Origin of the sequence: Pantoea sp. S62, assembly GCF_016658625.1 — a bacterium.
Classification (GTDB): Bacteria; Pseudomonadota; Gammaproteobacteria; order Enterobacterales; family Enterobacteriaceae; genus Pantoea; species Pantoea vagans.
Genome location: NZ_JACVVI010000009.1, coordinates 57,254 through 76,264, shown reverse-complemented (window position 1 = coordinate 76,264; position 19,011 = coordinate 57,254). Strand labels below are relative to the sequence as shown.

The following is a 19,011-nucleotide window of genomic DNA, read 5'->3' as shown; positions in this document are numbered from 1 at the left end:
GGTAAAACAGATCAGCGCGCTGGCTAACATAATGAAGATGTTAAGCCGTTAAACGCCGTCTAAAACCTGACTTCCCTGTGCCAGAACGCTTCCATGAAGAGGGTATAAACCCTTTAACCGGCTACTGAGACCACAACTGATGCCGTTACACTGGCGTTACATAATGTTTCAGTCCGGTAAGACGCTGCCATCATAGTGAGGGCAATGTTAATTAACTGTGAATACAATCACAGATTGAAAACGGTTACATGCCTGAATCGCCTGAATTAGTGACGGACTCCACATTTTGCCGCTGCGCCACCGAATGACGCCGCACCAGGGTTGGCATAAAGATGTGGGTTGCGGTGTCATCAAGCAGTCCGGCTGCGCCCTGCAGTGCCAGCTCAGTGGCAATTTTTGCCATAGATACAATGGGATAGCGCACAGTGGTTAACTGCGGATCGGTGTAACGGGAGATGGGGATGTCATCAAAGCCAATGACAGAAAAATGCTGTGGCACCTGGATGCCGTTGTCTTTCAGCGCAGTGAGGGCGCCAGCCGCCATGCCGTCGTTATAGGCAAACACCGCAGTCAGATTGAGGTTACGCCCCAGCAATTCCACCATCGCCGCTTCGCCCCCCTGCATGTCTGGCTCTGCGCTGGCAATCCAGCTCTCCTGCGGCCGGATGCCCTGCTCTGCCATCGCCTGCATCCACCCTTCACGGCGCTGCGCGACATCCTCGATGGGATGGCTGGAGCAGAGATAGCCAATGCGGCTATGCCCTTGTTGCAGCAGGGTTCTTGAGGCCATCAGCGCCCCGGTGACGTTATCCAGACTGACGCTGCGGTGTTCGAATCCTGGGACGATGCGGTTAATCACCACCATGCCAGGCACGTGCTGCATAAAGTCCGCCAGCTCCGCGTCCGGCAGCGTTTTCGCGTGAACCACCAGGGCGCTGCAGCGCTGCCGGATCAGCACCTCGATAGCATGACGCTCTTTCTCTTCCTGATGCCAGGAGTTGCTGATTAACACATGCTTGTGCACGCGCTGCGCCACGGTATCCACTGCTTTAACCAGCGCCCCAAAGAAGGGATCTGAGACATCCATCACCACGACCCCGATCGTATCGCTGACCTGCGTCGCCAGCGCCTGGGCGTTGGCGTTGGGGCGATAGCCCAGCGCCTCAACCGCCTGCAACACGGCGTCGCGGGTGTCAGAGGTCACGGCGTTGCTCTGATTGAGAACGCGCGACACGGTCGCCACTGACACGCCAGCCTGACGGGCAACATCACGAATAGTTATCATGCAGCAGTTCCAGAAAGGAAAAATAGGGCATCACGCCGGGTTGAACACCGGCGCTATTCTGTCAGGGGCAGGAGGCGTACAGCGTGAATTGCGTCACATCAATGAAAACGGTTACATACAATTCTGTAACCTTTGTGATGGCGGTCATTATCTGGCGTTGTCGGTAATGCGTGATTTGCCGGCTGAGAGCAGCGTAAGTCGCCGCCACAGCCATTCCAGCGGACCCTGGGCGAAGAAATGTAACCAGATGAGTGAAAACAGGATATTGATGAGCCACACCGCAGGCACAATCATCACCAGTTCCAGCCGGGTGAAGTGCATATAGAAGCCAAAGCGATAGAACAGCGTGGTGCAGATAAGCGTTTGCAGCAGATAGTTGGTCAGCGCCATACGGCCCACGCACTGGATGGCGTGGCTGATGCGCCAGCGCGAGATCAGCGGCCAGTACGCCAGGCAGAGCGCGGCATAGCCCAGGCTAATCAGCGGGCTGGCGAGATCGCGCGGAGCCTGCAGGTAAAAAGCCGTCCAGCGGAATTCCCAATGTAACAGCCATTGCGCTGCCACACCGGCCACCGCAATGGAGAAGCCCATTGTCAGCAGCAGGGCCGCCGCCTGACGATAGTGGCGGAGAGGAAACTCCCCTGTCAGCCAGCCGCTGCGCAGCAGTGCGCCACCAATCATCATTAAGCCCGCCAGCTGCCAGCCATACTGCGCCGCCAGCGCCATCAGCCCTGACGAGAGATGGTCCAGCCGGTTCTGTATCGCTTCCCAGCCGCCAGCGAGTTTCCAGTACTGCTCATATTGCAGCTCGGCTGCGCCCGGCAGCCAGGATCGCGTCGGTTCGGGATCGGAGATCGACCCAAACACCAGCAGCACGCCGCAGCCCACCAGATAGAGCAGAATGCCGGTATTCATCAGGCTGCGGGTTGAAGGCACATCACGCAGCACCCGCCAGACCACCAGCCCGATGATGCCGTAGTCCAGCAGGATGTCGCCCTCCCAGAGAAAGACACCATGCAGAAAACCGATGAGTACCAGAATGGAAAGCCGGGCTGTCAGCCAGCGACTGCCGCGCGGCAGCTGCATTTGCAGACCTGCGCCAAACAGCAGTGCAAACAGGGTGAGGAATTTGAGCTGAGCAAAGACGTCAGAGAGTGCCCAGGCCCAGACATCGGAGAGGCTGACGCTGCCCTGCCAGGCCGGATTCAGGTAAGCAGCAGAAGGCAGGCCGAAGCCGACAATATTGAGCAGCAGGATGCCGAGAATGGCACATCCACGAATGAAATCCAGCGCGTGATAGCGTTGTTGCATGCGGCACCCTGCATTGACGACGCGGGCAACATCATGTGCCCGCCGTTAACTCAACTATGGCGTACCGCGCGCAAAAATTCCTGGCGGGTATTCTGACTGGACTTGAACAGGCCGCCCAGAGAGGTCGTGGTAGTGGCGCTGGTGGCATCTTTTACGCCACGCGCTTTCACACAGTAGTGCACTGCATCAATCGAGACCGCAACGTTGTTGGTGCCCAGCAGCGTCTGCAGTGCAACCAGCACCTGCTGAGTCAGACGCTCCTGCACCTGCGGGCGCTGGGCGAAGAACTGCACGATGCGGTTGATTTTCGACAGGCCAATCACCTTTTCCTTGGGAATATAGGCGACCGTAGCTTTGCCATCGATGATCACAAAGTGGTGTTCACAGGTGCTGGTCAGGGTGATATCACGCACGGTCACCATCTCATCAACCTTCATTTTATTCTCAATGACGGTGATTTTCGGGAAGTTGGCGTAATCGAGACCGGAAAAAACCTCATCCACATACATTTTGGCGATGCGATGCGGCGTTTCCATCAGGCTGTCATCTTCAAGATCCAGATTCAGCAGCTGCATGATTTCCGTCATGTGCCCGGCAATCAGGCTTTTACGCGTCTCTTTATCTATGTCGCGCGTCGGTGCACGTAACGGCGTTTCCAATCCACGCGCCAGCAGCGCTTCGTGAACCAGGGCAGCTTCCTGACTTAGGGTGCTCATTTACTCTTCTCCGGCTGGTGTTGCGCCCGCAAGCTTTTGCCTGCGGGCCCTGTAATCAGGCGCGTATTGTGAAACTTTCTTTGCGGGGAATCCAGCAATCAATCAGATTGGTGATGAAAGCTTTTCACTCACTTCTTCGCCAGACCAGCAGGCCCGCCCAGACAAGGCTGGCCCCGGCCACCCACAGGGCAGGCTCCAGCCGGTGTAACAGGGCAGTAGAGAGAAAAGAGAGCAGCGGACCGACCAGCTGACCCACCGCGTAGCCGGTGGTCAGCAGGCCAGCCATGTATCGCAGATGGTTGGGCGCCAGTTCACGGGCGCAGAGCAGCGAGAGCTGCACCACGCTGAGGAAGCCGCCGCCTACCAGCAGCGCACCGGCCAGCAGACCACTAAAGCCTGGCAGCAGTGCCGCAGCAAAAACGCCCAGTGCCTGCGCCCAGAGTACTATCGCCAGACGGACGTGACTGTGCCCCCAGCGCCGCGTCAGGATCCCCAGCACGATGCCGATCATCGCCGCGCCGCCAAATATCGGCCAGACAAACTGCGCGAAGATACCGTCAGGAAAACGCGTAGCGGCCATCTGCGACAAAAAGGTGGCGGGCAGGATATAACCAAAGCCCGCCAGACTGTAACTCAGCACCAGACGTTTCAGGTTGCGATCCAGCACCAGCGGCTCCGGTGCCTGATCCGGGCGATGCAGTTCGCCCCGACGCGGCAGGTTACGCGTAATCAGCGCAATCAGCAGCAGTGCCAGCGCACCGTAAGCGGCCCAGGCCAGACCGGCGGAGACCTGCCATGTGTGCAGCGCCACCCCCAGCAGACCGCTGACAAAAATGCCGCAGCCCGGCCCGGCAAAGACGGCCGCCGACAGCCCTGCCCGGCCATGCCGATGCAACTGTTCGTTACTCCAGGCCGCCACCAGCACCATCGCCCAGCCACTGGCCCAGCCAATCAGAAAGCGTATCGCACCGTGCAGCCATGGACCGGTTGCCAGTGCAGAGAGCAGCGTCAGGATCACTGCGCCCCACACGCCCGCCTGCAAACGCAGCTCTACCCGCCGGTGCGCGCGCATGGCATCAAACGAGCCACACAGATAGCCAAGATAGTTGAGCGCAGCGACCAGGCTGGCACTCGTGAGCGTCAGCTGGTGCGCCTGAATCATCAGCGGCACCTGCGGCGTAAAAGCGAATCGCCCAATGCCCATCGCTACAAATAAAGTTAAAAACGCGCTGAGCGCGACGCGTAACGCCATTGCTGAACTCCTGTTGTTCTGCCCTGAGATCTCTTCTGACTTGCTAACAGCATGCAGGATGATTAAACTCACGGAAAGTGAATAATATTAACCAACTTGTTTACGGGAAGAGAAGATATGGATTTAGTTCAGCTGCGTATGTTCTGTTCCGTCGCCGAAACGGGTTCCCTGGCGCGCGCAGCCGAACAGCTGCATCGCGTTCCCTCTAATCTCACCACGCGGCTGCGCCAGCTGGAAGAAGAATTAGGTGTGGATCTCTTTATTCGTGAGAAGCAGCGCATTCGCCTGTCACCGATGGGCCATAATTTCCTGAATTATGCGCAGCGTATTCTGGCATTAAGCGAAGAAGCGATGAGTATGACGCGCACCGGCGAACCGGCAGGCAACTTTGCGCTGGGCTCTATGGAGAGTACCGCAGCGACCCGCCTGCCTGGTCTGCTCGCCGCCTATCACCAGCGCTTCCCTAAAGTGGCGCTGTCGCTGATTACCGGCACCTCGGGCGAAATTATTGACCGGGTCCGCGAAGGTACGCTGGCTGCCGCGCTGGTGGATGGGCCGGTTTCCCATGACGATCTGAATGGCTGCATCGCGTTTCGCGAGGAGATGGTGCTGATCACCGGGCTGGATCATGCGCCTATTACCACGGCGCGCGATGTGCAGGACGACACCCTGTTTGCCTTCCGCAACAGCTGCTCTTACCGGGTGAAGCTGGAGAGCTGGTATCGCGACAGCCAGACCGCGCCCGACAACGTGATGGAGATTCAGTCCTATCACGCCATGCTGGCCTGTGTGGCGGGCGGCGCAGGCGTTGCGATGATCCCGGCCTCGGTGCTGAAGCAGATGGCAGACCGATCGCGGGTACAGGCACATACCTTACCCGCCGCTTATCGCGATACCGCCACCTGGCTGATGTGGCGACGCGACGCCTTTACCCCCAATGTCGAAGCGCTGAAATACCTGATTATTGAACAGTTTGACGATCGTCCGCTTAACGATGAGCTGATTCACCCATTACAGGCGGCGGAATAAGCGTTCCACGCTATGTTTAAACCATAACCACACGACGCCATCGCGCGTCACAATCTGACTGGAAGAGGGATTGCATGAACATGATCAAAACCCGTGCCGCTGTTGCCTGGGCCGCTGGCGAACCGCTGAAAATCGAAGAAGTGGATTTGATGCCACCGCAAAAAGGCGAAGTGCTGGTACGCATTGTCGCGACCGGTGTCTGTCATACTGACGCCTATACCCTCTCCGGCACTGACCCGGAAGGCGTTTTCCCGGCGATTCTCGGCCATGAAGGCGGCGGCATCGTGGAAGCCGTGGGCGAAGGCGTGACCAGCGTAGAAGTGGGTGACCATGTCATTCCGCTTTACACGCCAGAGTGTGGCAAATGTAAATATTGTCTGTCGGGCAAAACTAACCTCTGTCAGGCGATCCGAACCACCCAGGGTAAAGGTCTGATGCCGGACGGCACCACCCGCTTCTTCAAAGATGGTAAACCGATTTTCCACTATATGGGCACCTCGACTTTCTCTGAATACACCGTCATCCCGGAGATCTCACTGGCGAAAATCAGTAAAGAAGCGCCGCTGGAAGAAGTTTGCCTGCTGGGCTGTGGCGTCACCACCGGCATGGGCGCGGTAATGAACACCGCCAAAGTGAAAGAAGGCGACACCGTGGCAATCTTCGGTCTCGGCGGCATTGGTCTTTCTGCGGTCATCGGCGCCAAAATGGCGAAAGCCGGACGCATCATCGCAATCGACCTCAACACCAGCAAATTCGATCTGGCGCGCAAACTGGGTGCCACCGATCTGATTAACCCGAAAGATTACGATAAGCCGATTCAGGATGTGATTGTCGAGCTGACCGACGGCGGCGTGGACTTCTCGTTTGAATGCATCGGTAACGTCAACGTAATGCGCTCTGCGCTGGAGTGCTGCCACAAAGGCTGGGGCGAGTCTGTGATTATCGGCGTCGCCGGTGCCGGTGAAGAGATCTCTACCCGTCCGTTCCAGCTGGTAACCGGTCGCGTCTGGCGCGGTTCCGCCTTTGGTGGCGTGAAAGGCCGTTCACAGCTGCCTGGCATTGTGCAGGATTACCTTGATGGTAAGTTTGCCCTGAACGACTTCATCACCCACACCATGCCGCTCGAAGAGATCAACGACGCCTTTGATTTGATGCACGAAGGAAAATCGATTCGCTCGGTCGTGCACTTTAACAAATAATCAGGAGGCGTTATGGCATCCACTCTGGAGCTACTGGAAGAACACCGTATTTTTGGCGGCTGGCAGCAGCGCTGGCGTCATCAGTCGGCCGTGCTGAACTGCCCGATGACCTTCAGCATCTATCTGCCTGAGCCGCACGGTGATGCGCCGCCGCCGGTGGTCTGGTTTCTGGCCGGGCTGACCTGCAACGATGAGAACTTCACCACCAAAGCGGGCGCGCAGCGCGTGGCGGCGGAACTGGGTCTGGTGCTGATTATGCCGGATACCAGCCCGCGCGGCGAAGGCGTTGCCAACGATGAGGGCTACGATCTGGGTCAGGGCGCGGGATTTTATCTCAATGCCACTCAGCAACCCTGGGCCACGCATTTCCGCATGTTTGACTATCTGAGCAGCGAGCTGCCCGCCCTGATTGCCGACAACTTCAAGGTCAGTGAACGTCAGTCGATTATGGGTCACTCCATGGGCGGACACGGCGCGCTGATGCTGGCGCTGCGTCTGGGTAACCGCTTTGCCTCGGCGTCTGCCTTTGCGCCGATTGTGAACCCGATGCAGGTGCCGTGGGGCCAGAAAGCGTTTCAGGCCTATCTGGGCGATGACCAGGCAGCGTGGCGGGAATATGACAGCTGCCAGCTGATGGCGGAGGTGTCGCATCGTCTGCCAGTCCTGATCGATCAGGGCGACAGCGATCAGTTCCTGGCCGATCAGCTGCAGCCGGAGCGGTTAGAGGAGATCGCCAGAGAAGTCGGTTTCCCGCTGACGCTGCGTATTCAGCCGGGTTATGACCATAGCTACTTCTTTATCGCCAGCTTCGTGGAAGATCATCTGCGCTTCCATGCACAGCATCTGCTGGCGTGAATAATCAGGGCCGCAATTGCGGCCCTGAATTTTTCTGCATACTGTACTGCCGCAAACGCTGGCTCAAGGCCAGCCCGATTCTCAGACCAGTGCCGGTCCGGTCAGCCCGTCGATCATCACCTGCGGAATGCCGCGCGAGCAATGTTCGATACGGCCATTCACGCCATACACCTTCGCCAGCGTAGCAGGCGTGATCACCTTATCCGGTTGCCCTTCCGCTACCAGCGCGCCCTGCTTCAGCATCAGCGCGTGTTGCGCATGACGCAGCGCGATGTTGATGTCATGCACCACCACCACCGTCACGATGTTGCGCTGGGCTGTTTCGCGGCGGACCAGATCCATCACGTGGAACTGGTAATTGAGGTCCAGCGCGCTCAGCGGTTCATCCAGCAGCAGCAGCTTAGGGCGACGGATCAGTGACTGTGCCAGTCCGACCAGTTGCTTCTGACCGCCGGAGAGCTGATCGAGGTAACGCATCGCGAGATGCGCAATCCCCAGCTGTTCCAGCAGATGCATGATTTCCGCTTCGCTGCTGGCGCTGTGCAGTCCACCGGAGGCACGCTGCGCCACAATGATCGACTCCAGCACATGCAGATGCACGCCCGCAGGCAATGACTGCGGCAGATAGACCACGTTCTTCGCGCGGCGGGCAAACGGCTGGGTCATCAGATCTTTACCGTTGAGCCACATCTCACCCTGACCTTTATTCAGTCCGGCCAGCGCACGCAGCAGTGTCGATTTACCGCAGCCATTCGGTCCGAGCAATACGGTAATTTCCCCGCGCGGCAGCGGTGCCACGTTGAGATTTTCAATGACTTTATGTTTGGGATAACCGGCACTGAAGCCGCGTAACGTCAGACCCTGTTCCATCACACTGTCCCCCGATGACGCAGAATAATACTCAGGAAGAACGGCACGCCAATCAGTGAGGTGACAATGCCGACCGGGATGATCACACCGGGGAGCAGGTTTTTCGAGGCGACCGACGCCAGCGACAGCACCAGCGCACCAACCAGCGCACTGGCGGGCAGATAGAAGCGGTGATCTTCACCAAACATCATGCGGGCAATATGCGGTGCCACCAGACCGATGAAGCCTATCGGGCCAACAAACGCCACCGCCAGCGCCGAGAGAATGCTGATGCGCAGCAGGGTGGTAAGGCGCAGACGACGTACATCGATACCAAAGCTCACCGCACGATCTTCACCCAGACGCAGCGCCGTCAGCTTCCAGCTGCTCATCATTGAGAACGGCACCAGAATGGCCAGCGCGACGGTCAATACGCCCAGCTTCTCCCAGGAAGCACGCGCCAGGCTGCCCATGGTCCAGAACACCAGACCCTGCAGGGTGTCTTCGCTGGCGATGAACTGCATCATTGAGACCAGCGCATTAAAGGTAAAGACCAGCGCAATACCGAACAGGACTACGCCCGCCGATGAAACCTGCGTCCAGCGGGTCACGGCATCCAGCATCAGCGCGGCAAACAGCGCAAAGACAAAGGCGTTGGCAGAGATTAACCACTGATCAGGAATGCCGGGGATACCCACACCGAGGATGATCGCCAGTGCAGCACCAAACGCCGCCGCCGAGGAGACACCGAGTGTAAACGGGCTGGCCAGCGGGTTGTTTAGGATGGTCTGCATTTCTGCACCAGCCAGGCCCAGTGACAGCCCTACCACCAGCGCCATCAGCGCATAGGGTAAACGAATGTCCCAGACGATAACGCGGGTGCCGGCATCCACGCTGTCAGGGCTAAGCAGCGTATTCCACAGCGTATCAAGTGAGAGTCCGGCCGGACCCAGCGTGAAGTCGAGGATCAGCGAGGCGACAATGGCCACCAGTAATACGCCAATCCAGATCAGGCGGCGGCGCAGCACCTGATGGTAATTTTGCATGGTGTGGTGAAGCGTCTCTTCCCCCGCCAGCAGCGAAGTTTCGGTAGTCATGTTTGAACCCTGTGTGGCTATCACGTCAGAAAACGCAGCCACAATAGTGCAGGTGATAATAATTATCAATTCGTGAAGGTAAGCGAGACGTGAAAAAAGGGTAAAAAACGGTGTTGTTATGGGCAGGATACCGGCAGACACAGCGCGTTGAGGTTGCAGATGGGGCACTTGCTCAGGGAGCATACGTCTTTCGCAAAGACGCATAAACGCCATCCCTGGCATGCTCAGCGCGGGCCATCCCTGGCCCGCTATGCTTTGCTTCAGACGTATGCTCCCATCGCTTTAAGGCCGGGAGCAGCCTCAACGCGCTGTGTCAGGCATCTGACTCAACAGCGCAAGCGCACAGAGCTAATCTTTATGAACCGGGAAATCCATCTCGCTGTACTTCACGAAACGGCTCCCGCGCGTCAGCTTGTAACCAAACCAGATAATCAGGAACAGCGGAAGACCGATATAGGTGGCCGCTACGCCGTACCAGTCGATGCTGTCGTTGAGGAAGGCCTGATAGTTCTGACCCAGCGTGATGATCAGGCAGAGCACGAAGGCAAAAATCGGTCCCAGCGGGAAGAAGCCGGAACGGTATGGCAGATCGTTCAGGTCACGTCCCTGGGCGACATAACCGCGACGGAAGCGATAGTGGCTGATGGCAATACCCAGCCAGGCGATAAAACCGGTCATGCCTGAGGTGTTCAGCAGCCACAGATAAACTTCCTGATTGCCAAATTTTGAGGTCAGGAAGCACAGCCCGGCCACGACGGTGGTCGCCCATAAGGCATTGCGCGGCACGCCGCCCTTTGAGAGCTTCGCGAAAATACGCGGCGCTTTACCTTCAGAGGCCAGGTTGTACAGCATGCGCGTTGAGGCATACATACCGGAGTTGCCGGCAGACAGCACCGCCGTCAGGATCACCGCATTCATCACCGCTGCCGCAGAGAGCAGACCCGCGTTGCGGAACACCAGAGTGAATGGGCTGACGCTGATATCGTCAATGTCGTTGTGCAGTAATTGCGGATCGGTATACGGCAGAATCAGGCTGATAATCAGGATGGCGAACACATAGAACAGCAGGATACGCCAGAAAATCTGCCGCACGGCACGCGGAATATTTTTTGCCGGGTCTTCAGATTCGCCCGCCGCGATACCGATCAGCTCGGTGCCCTGGAAGGAGAATCCCACAATCATCGCCACGCCAATCATCGCCGCAAAGCCGCCCGCAAATGGCGCATCGCCCACCTGCCAGTTCTGCCAGCCCGCATGCTCCGCACCGCGCATGATGCCGGTGATCATCAGCACGCCCACGATGATAAAGATAATGACGGTGGCCACTTTAATCAGCGAGAACCAGTACTCCGCCTCGCCAAAACCTTTTACTGAGATGTAGTTAAGCAGGAATATCAGTCCCAGGAACAGCGCGCTCCAGATCCAGCCCGGCGTGTCGGGGAACCAGTAGGTCATCACCAGCTGGGACGCCACCAGGTCAACCGCGATGGTCACCGCCCAGTTGTACCAGTAGTTCCAGCCGAGTGCGAAACCAAAGCCCTCTTCGACATATTTTGCGCCGTAGGTGGCGAAAGAACCGGATACGGGCATGAAGGCTGCCAGCTCACCGAGACTGGTCATCAGGAAGTAGACCATCAGGCCGATCAGCATGTAGGAGAGCAGTGCCCCGCCGGGGCCAGCCTGAGCAATGGTAGCGCCGGAGGCGACAAACAGGCCGGTACCGATGGAGCCGCCGATGGCGATCATCGTCAGATGACGGGCTTTTAACGCACGTCGTAATGCAGGTTGTTGTGTTGTTTTTGAGTCATTATGCATGTGTTAACGCTACGCTGGGTAAAAATGAGGCGCGATTGTAGCAGCCAGACCGCCTCTGTATAGCTGATGCCATGCTGTTATAAGTTAAGTTCATGATCGCGCCCGAATTATTAGCAATCACTCACGACAATAGGACAAAAAGCGCGTCAGTGCCTTTGAAATATGCTTCTGCCGATGATGGATGCGATAGAGCGTCCGGGTCAGACGCGGCAACGGAATCGTCAGTTCTGCCAGCGTCCCCGCCTCCAGCAAATCGGCAATCACCCGGCGCGAAAGACAGCTGATGCCCATGCCGTGCCGCACGGCATGCTTGATCGCTTCGGAGTTGCCCAGCTCCATACCCAGTTGAAAACTTGGCAGGTGAGACAGCAGCAGATAGTCGACGATTTCCCGGGTGCCGGATCCGCGTTCACGCAGGATCCACGGCGCTTCTGCCAGGGTTTTCAGCGTTACCGGCTGTTGCAGAATGGCGGCATCGGGCGCGGCAAACACCACCAGCTCATCTTCCAGCCAGGGTTCGCTGACCAGTTCGGTCATATGGCACGGCCCTTCAATCAGGCCGACATCCACGCGAAAATCGGAAACCGCCTGAATCACATCCTGACTGTTGCCGACGCTCAGCTCCAGCGGCAGACCGGGAAAATCGCGACGATAGGCCGCCATCATGCCCGGCAGCAGATAGTTACCAATGGTGCTGCTGGCAAAGATGCGGATCGCGCCGTTATCCTCTTTGAATAGCTGCTCAATTTCGCCCGCCTGCTCCAGCAGCCCGACCGCACGCGGATAGAGCAGTCGCCCATGCTCATTCAGTACCAGCCGTTTGCCGACCCGGTCAAACAGCTGTACCCCGAGCTGACTCTCCAGATCGGCCAGCGCCGCGCTGACCGCCGACTGCGACAGTGCCAGCAGTTGCGACGCCTGAGTGGTGGAGCCGCTCTTCAGCACTTCGGTGAACACTTCGATTTGTCGCAGCGTAATGTGCATCGTCGCCTCTTAACTCAGTGAGTGCCTGACAAGGTAAATGATTAACGCCAGCCAGATCAGCCCGATGACTACCAGCCAGCCTGCCATCTTTTTGCCGCGCGAACGCTGGGACTGCGCCCGCTCGCTGCTGGTGATGCGCACCTCTCGCGGCAGCAGACGCAACAGGATCATGACGCCTGTGGGAATAATCACCGCGTCATCCAGCAGACCGACAAACGGGATCACATCCGGGATGAGATCGATCGGGCTGACCCCATAAGCAACCAGCCCCAGCATGCCCAGCTTGTTCCACCAGGGCGTGCGCGGATCGCGAAAGGCGAACCACAGCACGAACATATCTTTTTTGATCAGCGTCGCCCAGCGGCGCAGACGCGAAACTATCATGATTGCTGCCTTATCGTTTATTCTGGTCAATTATAAATATATTATCAATTTCACTTTTAAGCCAGTCGCCCTCATGATCATGACTCAACCACGAGGAGTGACACCATGACCGAACTGAGCATCCCTAAAACGCATCATCCCGTTGCGCTCTGGTTCCCTGGTCTGCTGCTGACTGCCGCGATTGCCGGGGCTGCCAGCTGGCTGGCGCAGCAACCGGCAATTGCAGCAGCAGGGCTGGGTTCACTGACCCTGGCGATTATGCTGGGCATCCTGGTCGGTAATCGCATTTATATGCCGCTGGCGTCGCGCTGCGACAGCGGCGTGGTGCTGGCTAAGCAGAAGCTGCTGCGGCTGGGGATCATCCTGTTTGGCTTTCGCATTACTTTACAGCAGATCGCTGACGTCGGTTTCAGCGGCATCCTGATTGATGCGCTGACGCTGAGCAGCACCTTCTTAGTGACCTGCCTGCTGGGCATCCGGCTGCTGAAGCTGGATCGCGATACCGTCTGGCTGATTGGTGCAGGCAGCAGTATCTGCGGTGCGGCGGCCGTACTGGCGACCGAGCCGGTGGTGAAAGCCGCGCCATCGAAAGTTGCGGTGGCTATCGCGACTGTGGTGCTGTTCGGCACGCTGGCCATCTTTATCTATCCGCTGCTGTGGCCGCTGGCGCATCACCTGTTTCCGGGGCTGAGTGCCGCACAGTTTGGGGTATTCACTGGCTCAACCATTCATGAAGTGGCGCAGGTCGTGGCCGCCGGGCACAGTATCAGCCCGGAGGCTGAGAACAGCGCCGTGATTGCCAAAATGCTGCGGGTAATGATGCTGGCGCCGTTCCTGCTCTGCCTGAGTGCGGTAATCCGCGGCAAACGCAACGCGAGCCAGGCGCGTCAGCCGGTGACCTTTCCCTGGTTCGCCCTGCTGTTTATCGCGGTCGCGCTGTTTAACTCGCTGCAACTGTTGCCTGCGGCGTTGGTGGCCACGCTGAATGCACTGGCGGGTCTGCTGCTGGCAATGGCGATGGCCGCGCTGGGCTTAACCACCCGTTTTGGCGCGCTGCGTGAGGCTGGCGTTAAACCGTTGCTGCTGGGCGCACTGGTATTTGGCTGGTTAATCGCGGGCGGCGGCACCATCAATCTGCTGGTGCAACATTTCATGGGCTAGCGGCATCGGGTATCATGCCGCTTCACCCGTGCATAGCCCCCAGGAGTAAGGCATGAAATATATTGGCGCACACGTGAGTGCGGCAGGTGGCGTAGATCAGGCCGTGATCCGCGCCCATGAAATAGAAGCCACCGCCTTCGCCCTCTTTACTAAAAATCAGCGTCAGTGGAAGGCCGCCCCGCTCTCCACCGAGGTGATTGATGCTTTTCGCGCCGCCTGCGAGACGTACAAATTCAGTCCGCAGCAAATCCTGCCGCACGACAGTTTTCTGATTAACCTCGGTCATCCGGTTGAAGAGGCGCTGGAGAAATCCCGCGCGGCTTTTATTGATGAACTGCAACGTTGTGATCAGCTCGGCTTGACGCTGCTCAATTTCCATCCCGGCAGCCATCTGCATCAGATTGACGAAGAAGCGTGCCTGAAGCGGATTGCAGAGTCGATTAACATCGCGCTCGATCAGACGCAGAACGTGACGGCCGTAATTGAAAATACCGCCGGTCAGGGCAGTAACCTGGGTTTCCGCTTCGAGCATCTCGCCACCATTATTGAGCATGTCGAAGATAAGTCGCGCGTCGGCGTCTGCATTGATACCTGCCATGCATTTGCTGGCGGTTATGACCTGCGCACCGAAGCGGACTGCGAAGCGACCTTTGCTGAGTTTGAGCGCATTGTCGGCTTTAACTATCTGCGCGGCATGCACCTGAACGATGCCAAAAGCGCCTTTGACAGTCGCGTTGACCGCCATCACAGTCTGGGTGAAGGGAATATCGGCAAAACGGCGTTTAGCTGGCTGATGAAAGATCCCCGGTTTGATGGTATCCCGTTGATTCTGGAGACCATCAATCCCGATATCTGGAAAGATGAGATTGCCTGGCTGAAAGCCGAGCAGCAGGGATAGAAAAAGGGAGCCAGATGGCTCCCTCAGACCGCTCACGAACCGAAAGCCGGTTGAACCTGGCAGCAACGTATTAGCTCAATGCGCAGGGAACAGGGTCAGAGGAGGAAAGCGTCCCGCCGCCCGGATAAAAACGCCGGGAGCGTTTTTGAACAACGCAACGCGTTGGCCCGTTTACGGGCGCACCTCAGGGATGAGGTGCGTAATCGCGCGGGCCGGGCGTGCCATGGATGGCGGCTTTTGCGTCTTTCCGATCTGACCGTGTTCCCAGTGCCAGCTCGGTCTCACCGCCACCGGGCCCGACTTTGTCAACTGGAATAACAGGGAGCCATCCGGCTCCCTGTTATTTTTACTTCAGCAGATTAGGCACTTCTGCACATCAGGCTTTCGCCAGCTGCTCTTCCGGACGTTTCAGAACTGCATAGCTCAGACCGGCAATCGCGGTGCCGATGATAATCGCCATCAGATAGCCGACAACCGGGGTGATTGCGCCAGGGATCAGCAGGACAAACAGTCCACCGTGCGGTGCCATCAGTTTCGCGCCAATCGCCATGGAGATCGCGCCTGTAACCGCGCCGCCGACGATACAGCAAGGCAGAACGCGCATCGGGTCACGGGCAGCGAACGGAATCGCACCTTCAGAGATAAAGCAGAGACCCAGAACCAGTGCCGCTTTACCGCCTTCCTGCTGACCTTTGTTGAATTTACGACGGGCAACCAGCGTAGCCAGACCCATCGCCAGCGGTGGCACCATACCGGCGGCCATGATGGCGGCCATCGGTGCATACGTCTGCGAACTCAGTAGGCCAACGCCAAATGCGTAAGCCACTTTGTTCACCGGACCACCCATATCGGTACACATCATGCCGCCCAGAATCGCACCCAGCAGGACCGCATTCGCCGTACCCATGTTGGCCAGCCAGTGCGTCAGGCCATTCATGATGCCTGCAACCGGTTTACCCACCACGTAGATCATCAGCAGACCGGTGATCAGGCTGGCAAAGAGCGGAATAATCAGTATCGGTTTCAGCGCTTCCATACTCTGCGGCAGTTTCACCTTGCCGCTGATCAGCTTCGCTGCATAACCGGCAATAAAGCCTGCGATGATACCGCCTAAGAAGCCTGCGTTGATGCTGGTTGCGATCATACCGCCAATCAGACCTGGCGTCAGACCCGGGCGGTCAGCAATAGAGAAGGCGATAAAGCCCGCCAGCACCGGTACCATCAGGGCAAAGGCGCTGCCTCCACCGATTTGCATCAGTGCCGCAGCCAGTGTGCCCTGCTCTTTAAAGGCTGTGATACCAAAAGCGAACGACAGGGCGATGCTCAGACCACCCGCGACCACCATCGGCAGCATGTAAGAAACACCGGTCAGCAGGTGACGATAAGCCCCCGCGCCGCCTTTCTTCTCTTCTTCGCTGGTATTGCTCTGTCCGGCAGCCGCCGCTTTATACGGCTTCGCTTCTGCTACCGCTTTATCCAGTTCCTGCGCAGTTTTCTTCAGCGCCAGACCGGTTGAGGTGCGGTACATCGGCTTACCGGCAAATTTCGCCAGATCGACTTCGATATCAGCAGCGACGATCACCAGATCGGCAGCAGCCACTTCTTCCGGGGTAATTGCATTACCGGCCCCCACGGAACCGCGGGTTTCAACTTTCACCCACCAGCCGCGGCGGGTCGCTTCGGCCTGAATCGCCTCGGCAGCCATAAAGGTGTGCGCCACGCCGGTCGGACAGGCGGTAACGGCAACCACGCGTTTCGGCGCGCCAGTCTGAGCCGGTGCCGCAGCAGCAGCGCCAGCCGATGTGGCCACCGCAGCGGTTGACTGCCAGGTTTTGGCTTCGGCTTTCGCCCGGTTCAGGAAAGTTTCCGGCTCGCGAACTGCCAGCTGGATATCGCCCAGCCAGACCGCTTTACCGTTCAGCGCCGCATCGTCCGGCACGTTTTTGCCCAGCACGATCGCCAGTTCAGCGTCGGCAGGGTTATCAGTCAGAGTCAGGCCCGCAGCAGGTGCGGCCGCAGCCAGACGTTGTTGCGCCATATAAGCGGAAGCCAGTCCCAGTACAGGGTCTTTAATCAGCAGCGTTTTCATTATCGCTCTCCTGCTGTCAGTTAACGGGTTGTAAGTCGACGCGCGCCATCATTGCGGCCAACTGAGTACGATCGGAAACGCCGACATTGCTCTGGCTGACGGCCATTGCCGCCACGGCAGTCGCAAGACGCAGCGTGTGTTCGCTGGATTCGCGCATCAGCAGGCCATAAATCAGGCCGCCAACCATGGAATCACCTGCACCCACGGTGCTGACGACTTCACACACCGGCGGTTTAGCAATCCATTCACCCGAGGCGTTGACCCATAGCGCGCCTTCTGCGCCCAGTGAAATCACCACATGGGCGATACCCTGCTCGCGCAGTTCGTGCGCAGCACCAATCACATCCTGCAGGGTTGGCAGTTTGCGACCGGCCCAGATTTCCAGCTCACGGCGGTTCGGTTTAACCAGCCACGGTGCCGCTTTCAGGCCTGCCACCAGTGCTTCGCGGCTGCTGTCAAAGATGATGCAAGGGCAGTGGGTGCGCAGTTCGGTCATCCAGCGGGTAAAGGCATCGTGATCGACACCTTCCGGCAGGCTGCCGCTGACGCAGACCATATCGAACTGGCCCAGCCAGGTCAGCGAGTCGGAGGTAAAACGATCCCAGTCCTGACCCGTCACCTGAAAACCGGAGAAATTCAGATCGGTAACGTCGCCGGTCTGTTCAGTGAGTTTAACGTTGATACGGGTACGGCCTGGCACCACCTGGAAACGGTTAGCAATGCCCAGCTCGCTGAACAGCTGCTGGAACCCGTCCTGATTCTCTTTACCCAGGAAGCCACCTACGGTGACATCGATACCCAGGTCTTTCAGAACTTTGGCGACGTTGATGCCCTTGCCCGCAGCATGCAGCCCGGTAGTTTTCACCAGGTTCACTTCGCCACGTTCAATTTCAGGGGTATAGCCCACCAGGTCATACGCCGGATTCAGCGTAATGGTGGCGACGCGTCTGCTCATGATGCCCCCTCGCCCAGACCGCTGGTGATCGCTTCTTCAATCGCGTTCAGCGCCTGCTGTGCATCGTCACCGCTGGCAGTGAAGCGCAGGCGATGGCCTTTCTTCACGCCCAGCGCAACCACTTTCATCAGGCTGCGGCCATTGGCAGGTTTACCGCTGCCGTCGAGGTTTGTCACGGTGATGTCGCTGTTGAACTGCTTGATCACGCTGACCAGCGCGGTGCCCGGACGGGCATGCAGGCCATGTTCGTTACGGATGGTGTATTCGGCGGTCAGCACCTCAGCCTGCTCATCGACTTCGCTGGTCAGTAGCGCGTAAACGCCTGCCGCATCAGCTTTCAGCAGACGATCGGCTTTGCCCTGCTGCAGTAATGCGCTGAGGTAACCCAGCACTTCCAGCGGACGCTCATCGGTCGCCGACACGCTGATTAACAGTGCAGCCTGTTCGCCCTTATGGTCGAAGGCATGTTCAGCGCGACTGATAGCCACGCCGCTGCGCAGGTTGCCGAGGCTGCTGTCGCTGAGCCAGATGCCCTGCCCCAGATTCAGCGGCGTCGTTGAAACCACGTCTGCGACGTAGCTGGCATCCACCACGCCCGCGGACTGCAGCCGACCGGCGTTCATTGCCTGCAGGGTGATCAGATCGCTGGCAGCGACGTTCAGCGTAATTAATGAAGTGTCGAAGCTGAACTCGGCGGCTTGTTTCTCGCCCATCAGCAACGCACGAAGATCTTCAGCAGAGGCGGTTTTAAGCTGTTCGGCGATAGAGTCATCGCTCAGAACATGCGTCAGCTGACGCAGCAGCGCCAGATGTTCATCTGACTTAGCAGCAATCCCGATAGCGACATAGGCGGTCTGATCGTCGCCCCAGGCAATGCCCTGCGGGAACTGGAACACCTGAACACCGGTTTTTAGCACCAGATCGCGGGTATCGGTGGTGCCATGAGGGATGGCGATGCCGTTGCCGAGGAAGGTTGAGGTCTGCTGTTCGCGCGCCAGCATGCCGTTGACGTAGCCTTCCGTCACATTACCTGCAGCGGTTAACGCGGCAGCGACCTGACGAATGGCCTCTTCTTTGTTCTGGGCGCTGGCTCCGGTATGGATGGCCTGCAATTCGAGCTGGAACATAATTC

General features: G+C 58.2%; 17 protein-coding genes. 5 read left to right on the top strand and 12 right to left on the bottom strand.

Features of this window, described 5'->3' with window-relative positions; genetic code table 11:
- Positions 1 to 244 precede the first annotated feature (244 nt).
- The 4 genes from galS to IBT54_RS14255 all read right to left on the bottom strand — a co-directional run bounded on the left by galS (position 245) and on the right by IBT54_RS14255 (position 4,564).
- Positions 245 to 1,285, bottom strand: a complete 1,041-nt coding sequence (galS, locus tag IBT54_RS14270; protein ID WP_013358509.1) for an HTH-type transcriptional regulator GalS — start codon at positions 1,283 to 1,285, stop codon at positions 245 to 247.
- A gap of 147 nt (positions 1,286 to 1,432) precedes the next feature.
- On the bottom strand, positions 1,433 to 2,596 hold the full coding sequence (gene yeiB, locus IBT54_RS14265) for a DUF418 domain-containing protein YeiB (protein WP_201252333.1): 1,164 nt from the start codon (positions 2,594 to 2,596) through the stop codon (positions 1,433 to 1,435).
- Positions 2,597 to 2,646: 50 nt separating this feature from the next.
- Positions 2,647 to 3,312, bottom strand: coding sequence for a GTP cyclohydrolase I FolE (gene folE, locus IBT54_RS14260; protein ID WP_013358511.1), 666 nt, complete (start codon positions 3,310 to 3,312; stop codon positions 2,647 to 2,649).
- A gap of 124 nt (positions 3,313 to 3,436) precedes the next feature.
- A complete protein-coding gene (locus IBT54_RS14255) occupies positions 3,437 to 4,564 on the bottom strand; it encodes a YbfB/YjiJ family MFS transporter (RefSeq protein ID WP_033783690.1) in 1,128 nt (375 codons plus the stop codon).
- A gap of 117 nt (positions 4,565 to 4,681) precedes the next feature.
- On the opposite strand from IBT54_RS14255, the gene IBT54_RS14250 reads away from it, so the two are divergent.
- From IBT54_RS14250 to fghA, 3 genes are all read left to right on the top strand, one after another.
- Positions 4,682 to 5,593: a LysR family transcriptional regulator gene (locus IBT54_RS14250; RefSeq protein ID WP_013358513.1), complete on the top strand. Its 912-nt coding sequence runs from the start codon at positions 4,682 to 4,684 to the stop codon at positions 5,591 to 5,593.
- Between the two features lie 74 nt (positions 5,594 to 5,667).
- Positions 5,668 to 6,792: an S-(hydroxymethyl)glutathione dehydrogenase/class III alcohol dehydrogenase gene (locus IBT54_RS14245; RefSeq protein ID WP_010248270.1), complete on the top strand. Its 1,125-nt coding sequence runs from the start codon at positions 5,668 to 5,670 to the stop codon at positions 6,790 to 6,792.
- A 12-nt stretch (positions 6,793 to 6,804) separates the two neighbouring features.
- Entirely contained in the window at positions 6,805 to 7,647 is an 843-nt protein-coding gene (gene fghA, locus IBT54_RS14240; protein ID WP_013358515.1) for an S-formylglutathione hydrolase, read from the top strand.
- 81 nt (positions 7,648 to 7,728) lie between these two features.
- On the opposite strand, the gene IBT54_RS14235 is transcribed toward fghA, so the two are convergent.
- From IBT54_RS14235 to IBT54_RS14215, 5 genes are all read right to left on the bottom strand, one after another.
- Positions 7,729 to 8,517 (bottom strand): ABC transporter ATP-binding protein, encoded by a 789-nt coding sequence (locus tag IBT54_RS14235; RefSeq protein WP_201252332.1) that lies wholly within the window; start codon positions 8,515 to 8,517, stop codon positions 7,729 to 7,731.
- On the bottom strand, positions 8,517 to 9,593 hold the full coding sequence (locus IBT54_RS14230) for an iron ABC transporter permease (RefSeq protein ID WP_003854131.1): 1,077 nt from the start codon (positions 9,591 to 9,593) through the stop codon (positions 8,517 to 8,519). The genes IBT54_RS14235 and IBT54_RS14230 overlap by 1 nt, the downstream gene beginning before the upstream one ends.
- A 348-nt stretch (positions 9,594 to 9,941) precedes the next feature.
- Positions 9,942 to 11,408: an amino acid permease gene (locus IBT54_RS14225; RefSeq protein ID WP_013358517.1), complete on the bottom strand. Its 1,467-nt coding sequence runs from the start codon at positions 11,406 to 11,408 to the stop codon at positions 9,942 to 9,944.
- Between the two features lie 117 nt (positions 11,409 to 11,525).
- Positions 11,526 to 12,392, bottom strand: a complete 867-nt coding sequence (yieE, locus tag IBT54_RS14220) for a DNA-binding transcriptional regulator YeiE (protein ID WP_201252331.1) — start codon at positions 12,390 to 12,392, stop codon at positions 11,526 to 11,528.
- A gap of 9 nt (positions 12,393 to 12,401) precedes the next feature.
- Complete coding sequence (locus IBT54_RS14215; RefSeq protein WP_107319948.1) at positions 12,402 to 12,776, bottom strand: YkvA family protein; 375 nt, start codon at positions 12,774 to 12,776, stop codon at positions 12,402 to 12,404.
- Positions 12,777 to 12,881: 105 nt separating this feature from the next.
- Between IBT54_RS14215 and IBT54_RS14210 the strand changes: the two genes are divergently transcribed.
- Together IBT54_RS14210 and nfo are read left to right on the top strand one after the other, a co-directional pair.
- Entirely contained in the window at positions 12,882 to 13,937 is a 1,056-nt protein-coding gene (locus IBT54_RS14210; RefSeq protein WP_201252330.1) for a YeiH family putative sulfate export transporter, read from the top strand.
- A gap of 52 nt (positions 13,938 to 13,989) precedes the next feature.
- Entirely contained in the window at positions 13,990 to 14,835 is an 846-nt protein-coding gene (nfo, locus tag IBT54_RS14205) for a deoxyribonuclease IV (RefSeq protein ID WP_201252329.1), read from the top strand.
- Between the two features lie 376 nt (positions 14,836 to 15,211).
- On the opposite strand, the gene fruA is transcribed toward nfo, so the two are convergent.
- Genes fruA through fruB form a run of 3 tightly spaced genes read right to left on the bottom strand, consistent with a single transcriptional unit; the run spans position 15,212 to position 19,006 of the window.
- Positions 15,212 to 16,924, bottom strand: a complete 1,713-nt coding sequence (gene fruA / locus IBT54_RS14200; protein ID WP_095706875.1) for a PTS fructose transporter subunit IIBC — start codon at positions 16,922 to 16,924, stop codon at positions 15,212 to 15,214.
- Between the two features lie 16 nt (positions 16,925 to 16,940).
- A complete protein-coding gene (fruK, locus tag IBT54_RS14195) occupies positions 16,941 to 17,879 on the bottom strand; it encodes a 1-phosphofructokinase (protein ID WP_013358523.1) in 939 nt (312 codons plus the stop codon).
- Entirely contained in the window at positions 17,876 to 19,006 is a 1,131-nt protein-coding gene (gene fruB / locus IBT54_RS14190) for a fused PTS fructose transporter subunit IIA/HPr protein (protein ID WP_201252328.1), read from the bottom strand. Before fruB ends, fruK begins: the two co-directional genes overlap by 4 nt.
- Positions 19,007 to 19,011 lie beyond the last annotated feature (5 nt).